4 protein-coding genes are annotated in these 2,395 nt (G+C 64.1%); all 4 read right to left on the bottom strand.

The features are described from left to right. Nucleotides 1-51: 51 nt before the first annotated feature. Nucleotides 52-252 (bottom strand): cold shock domain-containing protein, encoded by a 201-nt coding sequence (locus HZB86_07470; protein ID MBI5905378.1) that lies wholly within the window; start codon nucleotides 250-252, stop codon nucleotides 52-54. 125 nt (nucleotides 253-377) lie between these two features. Next, nucleotides 378-566, bottom strand: a complete 189-nt coding sequence (locus HZB86_07465) for a zinc ribbon domain-containing protein (protein MBI5905377.1) — start codon at nucleotides 564-566, stop codon at nucleotides 378-380. A 48-nt stretch (nucleotides 567-614) separates the two neighbouring features. Continuing rightward, on the bottom strand, nucleotides 615-1,214 hold the full coding sequence (locus HZB86_07460) for a hypothetical protein (protein ID MBI5905376.1): 600 nt from the start codon (nucleotides 1,212-1,214) through the stop codon (nucleotides 615-617). Nucleotides 1,215-1,510: 296 nt separating this feature from the next. Beyond that, nucleotides 1,511-2,395: aconitate hydratase (locus HZB86_07455; GenBank protein MBI5905375.1), on the bottom strand; the 885-nt coding region annotated here is incomplete at its 5' end.

Genomic DNA, 2,395 nt, shown 5'->3' with positions numbered 1-2,395 from the left:
GGGGGTTCCGTTTTCGGGGGAGTATTCGTCCCCTCGGGTTTGCCGCCCAGTCTACGCCTTCGTGACGTTGGCGGCCTGCGGGCCCTTGGGGCCTTCGGTGATCTCGAACTCGACGCGCTCGCCTTCCTTCAGGGAGCGGAAACCGTCCATCTTGATCGCGCTGAAATGCACGAACACGTCCGGTCCGCCTTCCTGTGCGATGAAACCGTACCCCTTCGCGTCGTTGAACCACTTCACCGTTCCTTGTGCCACTGCCTTGTACCTCCTGACTGGATTACGCTGTCAAACCTGGACTTTCGAAAGCCCAAAATTTGCAACACCGGGCACTTTAGCAACGCCTCTCCCCCGGTGTCAAGGGATAAATACACACGAATCTTTCAGGAAGAAGGTTTCCGTCGGATTTCGGGGAGTTTCTTCCCGCACCACGGGCAGTAGAGCGACTCGCGATCCACCCAGTGGAGGCACTGGGCGCACTGGATCTGCGGGGGAAGCTCCTTCGCCTCCTCTTCCCCCTTCTCGTCCCACTGTTCCTCGTCGTACTTCCAGTCGTCCTTCCCCAACATCACCCTCCGGGCGGCAACCCCGGAGACATTACCAAGGCGGAAGCCGTCCGGTCAATCCCTGAAACACCGGATCCCTTTCCGGAACGCCAGCCCGTTCTTGAATTCCCGCGTCGACGCCCGCGCGACGCGCGGAAACACCGGGACGATCCGGTCGTTTCCGGTTCGCGCACGGTACTCGAGGGAGGCGAGGTAGAGGAGGGCCGGGGCGCACGTTTCCGGCCGCTCGAAATAGTTCATCTTTTCAGGAACCGGCATGGAGACGCGGGCATCCGCCACCTGCGTTCCCCTCCCGGAGTACGCGTCCATGGAGGCGGTCCATTCCGCGGCCACGGTACGCCAGGACGCCGGGACCTCCGTCGGGGCATACATCGACGCGCCGGTCGCCACCGCGGCCATCGCTTCCGCGAACTCCCTCGAAGCGACGTAATCCAACCCTTCCCTCCGGTAGATTTCCGTCTTCGCGATTTCGGCGCACCCGCACCCCTTTTCCAGGGCCAGGATATTCCTTACGGACGATTCGGCGTCCGCACCCGCCGTCGCGCCCCACGCCGGCCCGCACACGGCCAAGGCGCACAGGAACAGGATCGGAACCGGGAAAGCGAACTTCGTCGTCATCATGCCCCGCACCCCCATGGAAAGATGCACCCGCATTCGATGGAACCGCGGGCGTACCCCCATCGGAGCAAAAGGCAAGCCGGAGCGGGGTTACTCAAGATCCGTTGTCAAAACGAGGTTTTACGGAAGCGTTTGCCGAAATCGGGATTCCATATCTGTAACAGTTTCAGGAACCGTTACGGATTTGGCGGGCAAGGGATGAGGCGGTCCGGCCGGGAGGGGAAGGCGGGGAACACTCTTCAGATGGCGGGGGACACTCTTCCCGAATACCGACGGAAATCAAAACCGAAGAGTGTCCCCCTGAATGCGGCGCCGTCGTCCGCCGGACGGCGTCAGAAGGAGCCTTTCTCCTTCGTGTAGGCGAGACGGCCGCCGGCCAGGACGATCTCCACCTGCCGGCCGGTGAGGGAGTGGGTGACGTCGAAGTCGAACCCCTTCGTCACGTTCCGGGCCTTCACCTTCGAACCTTTCCGGATCGCTTCCCGCACGTTCGGGATCTCGACCTGGTCTCCCTGCGCGATCCGGTCGTAATCCGCCTCGTTCGCGAAGAGGAACGGCACGATGCCGAAGTTGATCAGGTTGGCGGAGTGGATCCGCTCGAACGACTTGGTGATGACGGCGCGCACGCCGAGGTAGCTGGGGCAGATCGCCGCGTGCTCCCGCGAGGATCCCTGCCCGTAGGAGAGCGCCCCGACGACGACGTTGTGCACGCCCTTCGCCTTGTTTTCGAGCGCCCGCCGGCTGAATGCGGCGTCCACGCCTTCAAAGACGTACTCGGCGTACTTGGCGATGTTGGACCGGTATTTCAGCCGCGCGCCCGCCGGCATGATGTGGTCGGTGGTGATCTTGTCGCCGACCTTCAGCGTCACCTCGCCGCGGATCGCCTCCGGCAGCGGCGCGCTCTCCGGCGGCTTGCCGATGTTCGGCCCGCGCCGGACCTCGACCCCGGAGCCGTTCTCCGCGGGCGTAAGGACCATCGAGTCGTCGATGTGGAACTTCTTCGGCACCTTCACGTTCGGGTACTCGATGCCGAGCTTCGCCGCCACGTCGCGCGGGTCGGACATCTCGCCCGTCAGCGCGCACGCCGCGGCGGTCTCCGTCGACACGAGGAAGATCCCGGCGTCCTTGGTCCCCGACCGCCCTTCGAAGTTCCGGTTGTTCGTCCGGACGGACACGCCGCCCGACGGGGGGGCCTGACCCGCCCCGATGCAGAAGCC

This window comes from Deltaproteobacteria bacterium, from assembly GCA_016234845.1.
GTDB lineage: Bacteria > Desulfobacterota > Deferrimicrobia > Deferrimicrobiales > Deferrimicrobiaceae > JACRNP01.
Note: the sequence above shows the minus strand (reverse complement) of the source record. Positions and strands in the feature narration are given on the sequence as shown.